The following is a 5,519-nucleotide window of genomic DNA, read 5'->3' as shown; positions in this document are numbered from 1 at the left end:
TTGGGGGTCTATAATGCGCACCTCTTCAGCGCTGCGGCGGTTTCTTCGGAAGGCGATTCGGCGGTGGAGGGGGAGGCGAGGCGGGTGTTTGTAGGCTCTTTGTTCGGCGGTTGAGTCGGGCGGCGGTAAAAAAGATGCTTCGAATGCTTGACAGTGATTTTGAAGTTGATCATAATCTCGTTTCTCTGCTGCAGCGACTGCGGCGCTCTTTAAAAAATTGAACAACCGATAAGTGTGGGTGCTTGGTGGTTGTGGTCGAAAGTGACTTCGGTTGCTTTGGTTTCACAATGATTAGGTGCTCATGCTGATTAAAGTCAGTATTTTGAGTACTTTGCTGGATTGAACTTAAGAGTTTGATCCTGGCTCAGATTGAACGCTGGCGGCATGCTTTACACATGCAAGTCGAACGGCAGCGGGGGCTTCGGCCTGCCGGCGAGTGGCGAACGGGTGAGTAATGCATCGGAACGTGCCCATGTTGTGGGGGATAACTACGCGAAAGCGTAGCTAATACCGCATACGCCCTGAGGGGGAAAGCGGGGGATTCTTCGGAACCTCGCGCAATTGGAGCGGCCGATGTCAGATTAGCTAGTTGGTGAGGTAAAGGCTCACCAAGGCGACGATCTGTAGCGGGTCTGAGAGGATGATCCGCCACACTGGGACTGAGACACGGCCCAGACTCCTACGGGAGGCAGCAGTGGGGAATTTTGGACAATGGGCGCAAGCCTGATCCAGCCATGCCGCGTGAGTGAAGAAGGCCTTCGGGTTGTAAAGCTCTTTCGGCCGGGAAGAAATCGGCGACTCTAACATAGTCGCTGGATGACGGTACCGGACTAAGAAGCACCGGCTAACTACGTGCCAGCAGCCGCGGTAATACGTAGGGTGCGAGCGTTAATCGGAATTACTGGGCGTAAAGCGTGCGCAGGCGGTTTTGTAAGACAGATGTGAAATCCCCGGGCTTAACCTGGGAACTGCGTTTGTGACTGCAAGGCTAGAGTACGGCAGAGGGGGGTGGAATTCCTGGTGTAGCAGTGAAATGCGTAGATATCAGGAGGAACACCGATGGCGAAGGCAGCCCCCTGGGCCTGTACTGACGCTCATGCACGAAAGCGTGGGGAGCAAACAGGATTAGATACCCTGGTAGTCCACGCCCTAAACGATGTCGACTAGTCGTTCGGAGCAGCAATGCACTGAGTGACGCAGCTAACGCGTGAAGTCGACCGCCTGGGGAGTACGGCCGCAAGGTTAAAACTCAAAGGAATTGACGGGGACCCGCACAAGCGGTGGATGATGTGGATTAATTCGATGCAACGCGAAAAACCTTACCTACCCTTGACATGTCTGGAACCTTGCTGAGAGGCGAGGGTGCCTTCGGGAGCCAGAACACAGGTGCTGCATGGCTGTCGTCAGCTCGTGTCGTGAGATGTTGGGTTAAGTCCCGCAACGAGCGCAACCCTTGTCACTAGTTGCCATCATTTGGTTGGGCACTCTAGTGAGACTGCCGGTGACAAACCGGAGGAAGGTGGGGATGACGTCAAGTCCTCATGGCCCTTATGGGTAGGGCTTCACACGTCATACAATGGTCGGTACAGAGGGTTGCCAAGCCGCGAGGTGGAGCCAATCCCTTAAAGCCGATCGTAGTCCGGATCGTAGTCTGCAACTCGACTACGTGAAGTCGGAATCGCTAGTAATCGCAGATCAGCATGCTGCGGTGAATACGTTCCCGGGTCTTGTACACACCGCCCGTCACACCATGGGAGTGGGTTTCACCAGAAGTAGGTAGCTTAACCTTCGGGAGGGCGCTTACCACGGTGAGATTCATGACTGGGGTGAAGTCGTAACAAGGTAGCCGTATCGGAAGGTGCGGCTGGATCACCTCCTTTCAAGAGAACAGACTGCAGTGCTGCCAAGTATCCACAACTTATCGGTTGTTCAGGCGAAGAGCCTCGAAGTAGATGAGAGGGTCTGTAGCTCAGCTGGTTAGAGCACCGTCTTGATAAGGCGGGGGTCGTTGGTTCGAACCCAACCAGACCCACCAAGCATTTTTGGTTGTTCGAGACAGTAGGGGGCTGTAGCTCAGCTGGGAGAGCGGCGGCTTTGCAAGCCGTAGGTCGTCGGTTCGATCCCGACCAGCTCCACCAGGTCTCAGGTAGGTCATCCTCGAGGTGTGTGAGGCGTCAGGCGTGAGGTGCCGAAAGGTACTCCAGTCCTGACTCTTTACGAGTCGTGCTCTTTAACAAAGTGGAAGAAGTGTAGTACGTACCGAGCCGGTGCGTACTGCAAGTTGTGTGATTGCATTGGTCACATCACCGTTGTCAGCAGTGGTGTGGCCGCACAAACGAGTTCGTTCCTGTACGCGGGTCTTCGAGATCGAAAGATCGAAGAGGGTCCAAGGTTATAGGATCAAGCGACTAAGTGCATGTGGTGGATGCCTTGGCGATCACAGGCGATGAAGGACGTGTAAGCCTGCGAAAAGCGTGGGGGAGCTGGCAATAGAGCTTTGATCCCACGATGTCCGAATGGGGAAACCCACCCCGCAAGGGGTATCCCAGACTGAATCCATAGGTCTGAGGAGGCGAACGCGGCGAACTGAAACATCTAAGTAGCCGCAGGAACAGAAATCAACCGAGATTCCGCAAGTAGTGGCGAGCGAACGCGGATCAGCCTGCACGACTAAACCATCAGCTTAGCAAAACGGTCTGGAAAGTCCGACGATACAGGGTGATAGTCCCGTATGCGAAAAGCCGGTGGCGGGTCTGAGCGTGCGACAAGTAGGGCGGGACACGAGAAATCCTGTCTGAAGATGGGGGGACCATCCTCCAAGGCTAAATACTCGTGATCGACCGATAGTGAACCAGTACCGTGAGGGAAAGGCGAAAAGAACCCCGGGAGGGGAGTGAAATAGATCCTGAAACCGCATGCATACAAACAGTGGGAGCCTCGTAAGGGGTGACTGCGTACCTTTTGTATAATGGGTCAGCGACTTACGTTCAGTTGCGAGCTTAACCGAATAGGGGAGGCGTAGCGAAAGCGAGTCTGATAAGGGCGTCAGAGTAGCTGGGCGTAGACCCGAAACCGGATGATCTATCCATGGCCAGGATGAAGGTGCCGTAACAGGTACTGGAGGTCCGAACCCACTAACGTTGAAAAGTTAGGGGATGAGCTGTGGATAGGGGTGAAAGGCTAAACAAATCCGGAAATAGCTGGTTCTCCCCGAAAACTATTTAGGTAGTGCGTCGTACGGACACTTGCGGGGGTAGAGCACTGTAATCGTTGGGGGGGTCATTGCGATCTACCCCGCGATAGCAAACTCCGAATACCGCAAAGTGATATACGGCAGACAGACATCGGGTGCTAACGTCCGGTGTCAAGAGGGAAACAACCCAGACCGCCAGCTAAGGTCCCAAATGCATGGCTAAGTGGCAAACGAGGTGGGAAGGCATAGACAGCTAGGAGGTTGGCTTAGAAGCAGCCACCCTTTAAAGAAAGCGTAATAGCTCACTAGTCGAGTCGTCCTGCGCGGAAGATGTAACGGGGCTCAAGCCATGAACCGAAGCTGCGGATGTGTCTTTGACACGTGGTAGGGGAGCGTTCCGTAAGCCTGCGAAGGTGTCTCGTAAGGGATGCTGGAGGTATCGGAAGTGCGAATGCTGACATGAGTAGCGATAAAGGGTGTGAAAAGCACCCTCGCCGTAAGCCCAAGGTTTCCTGCGCAACGTTCATCGGCGCAGGGTGAGTCGGCCCCTAAGGCGAGGCAGAAATGCGTAGTCGATGGGAAACAGGTCAATATTCCTGTACCGCTCTATGATGCGATGGGGGGACGGAGAAGGTTAGCTCGGCCATCTGTTGGAATAGGTGGTTCAAGTGTGTAGGCGTGCTGCGTAGGCAAATCCGCGCGGCTTAGCTGAGGCATGATAACGAGGCTCTTCGGAGCCGAAGCGAGTGATACCCAGCTTCCAGGAAAAGCCTCTAAGCTTCAGTCATAGAGTGACCGTACCGCAAACCGACACAGGTGGGCTGGTAGAGAATACCAAGGCGCTTGAGAGAACTCAGGAGAAGGAACTCGGCAAATTGATACCGTAACTTCGGGAGAAGGTATGCCCCTGGTACGTGAAGGCCCTCGCGGCCGGAGCGGAACGGGGTCGCAGAGAATCGGTGGCTGCGACTGTTTATTAAAAACACAGCACTCTGCAAACACGAAAGTGGACGTATAGGGTGTGACGCCTGCCCGGTGCCGGAAGGTTAAGTGATGGGGTGCAAGCTCTTGATCGAAGCCCCGGTAAACGGCGGCCGTAACTATAACGGTCCTAAGGTAGCGAAATTCCTTGTCGGGTAAGTTCCGACCTGCACGAATGGCGTAACGATGGCCACACTGTCTCCTCCTGAGACTCAGCGAAGTTGAAATGTTTGTGAAGATGCAATCTCCCCGCGGCTAGACGGAAAGACCCCATGAACCTTTACTGTAGCTTTGCATTGGACTTTGACGGGACTTGTGTAGGATAGGTGGGAGGCTATGAAACCGGGACGCCAGTTCCGGTGGAGCCATCCTTGAAATACCACCCTGGTGTCGTTGAGGTTCTAACCCAGGCCTGTGAATCCAGGTCGGGGACCGTGCATGGTGGGCAGTTTGACTGGGGCGGTCTCCTCCCAAAAGGTAACGGAGGAGTACGAAGGTCACCTAGGTACGGTCGGACATCGTACTGATAGTGCAATGGCAAAAGGTGGCTTGACTGCGAGACCCACAAGTCGAGCAGGTGCGAAAGCAGGTCATAGTGATCCGGTGGTTCTGTATGGAAGGGCCATCGCTCAACGGATAAAAGGTACTCTGGGGATAACAGGCTGATTCCGCCCAAGAGTTCACATCGACGGCGGAGTTTGGCACCTCGATGTCGGCTCATCACATCCTGGGGCTGTAGCCGGTCCCAAGGGTATGGCTGTTCGCCATTTAAAGTGGTACGTGAGCTGGGTTTAAAACGTCGTGAGACAGTTTGGTCCCTATCTGCCGTGGGCGCTGGAAGTTTGAGAGGGCCTGCTCCTAGTACGAGAGGACCGGAGTGGACGCACCCCTGGTGTACCGGTTGTGACGCCAGTCGCATCGCCGGGTAGCTATGTGCGGAAGAGATAACCGCTGAAAGCATCTAAGCGGGAAACTCGCCTCAAGATGAGACTTCCCCGGGGCCTCGAGCCCCCTGAAGGGTCGTTGAAGACCACAACGTTGATAGGTCGGGTGTGTAAGCGTGGCAACACGTTCAGCTAACCGATACTAATTGCCCGTGTGGCTTGATCCTATAACCTTCAAAACAAAACGAACTCGACTCTCTGGATGCCATACAACGCCATCCAGACAATCACACAACACTTCTTCCAACCTTTGCTCTGCACTCTACGCAGAGAACAAGTCAAAGTCTGACGACCATAGCTGTGTGGAACCACCCCTTCCCTTCCCGAACAGGACCGTGAAACGCACATGCGCCGATGATAGTGAGGTCCGCCCTCGTGAAAGTAGGTCATCGTCAGACTAA

The 5,519-nt window shown here is 54.5% G+C and carries 2 tRNA genes and 3 rRNA genes; all 5 read left to right on the top strand.

Annotation, left to right across the window (positions count from 1 at the left end):
• Nucleotides 1-341 precede the first annotated feature (341 nt).
• The 5 genes from ACMV5O_RS21130 (at nucleotide 342) to rrf (ending at nucleotide 5,516) form a co-directional block, all read left to right on the top strand.
• Nucleotides 342-1,880 (top strand): 16S ribosomal RNA (locus ACMV5O_RS21130).
• Between the two features lie 78 nt (nucleotides 1,881-1,958).
• Nucleotides 1,959-2,035: transfer RNA gene (locus tag ACMV5O_RS21125), tRNA-Ile, on the top strand.
• Between the two features lie 27 nt (nucleotides 2,036-2,062).
• Nucleotides 2,063-2,138: transfer RNA gene (locus ACMV5O_RS21120), tRNA-Ala, on the top strand.
• A 260-nt stretch (nucleotides 2,139-2,398) separates the two neighbouring features.
• Nucleotides 2,399-5,285, top strand: a 23S ribosomal RNA gene (locus ACMV5O_RS21115).
• A gap of 117 nt (nucleotides 5,286-5,402) precedes the next feature.
• Nucleotides 5,403-5,516: ribosomal RNA gene (gene rrf, locus ACMV5O_RS21110) — 5S ribosomal RNA — on the top strand.
• Together the 16S, 23S and 5S rRNA genes with 2 tRNA genes alongside form the textbook arrangement of a ribosomal RNA operon.
• Nucleotides 5,517-5,519 lie beyond the last annotated feature (3 nt).

Origin of the sequence: Thauera sp. WH-1 (genome assembly GCF_047806685.1) — a bacterium.
GTDB lineage: Bacteria > Pseudomonadota > Gammaproteobacteria > Burkholderiales > Rhodocyclaceae > Thauera.
The sequence above is the reverse complement of the archived record's forward strand: the minus strand, read 5'-3'. Positions and strand labels throughout refer to the sequence as shown.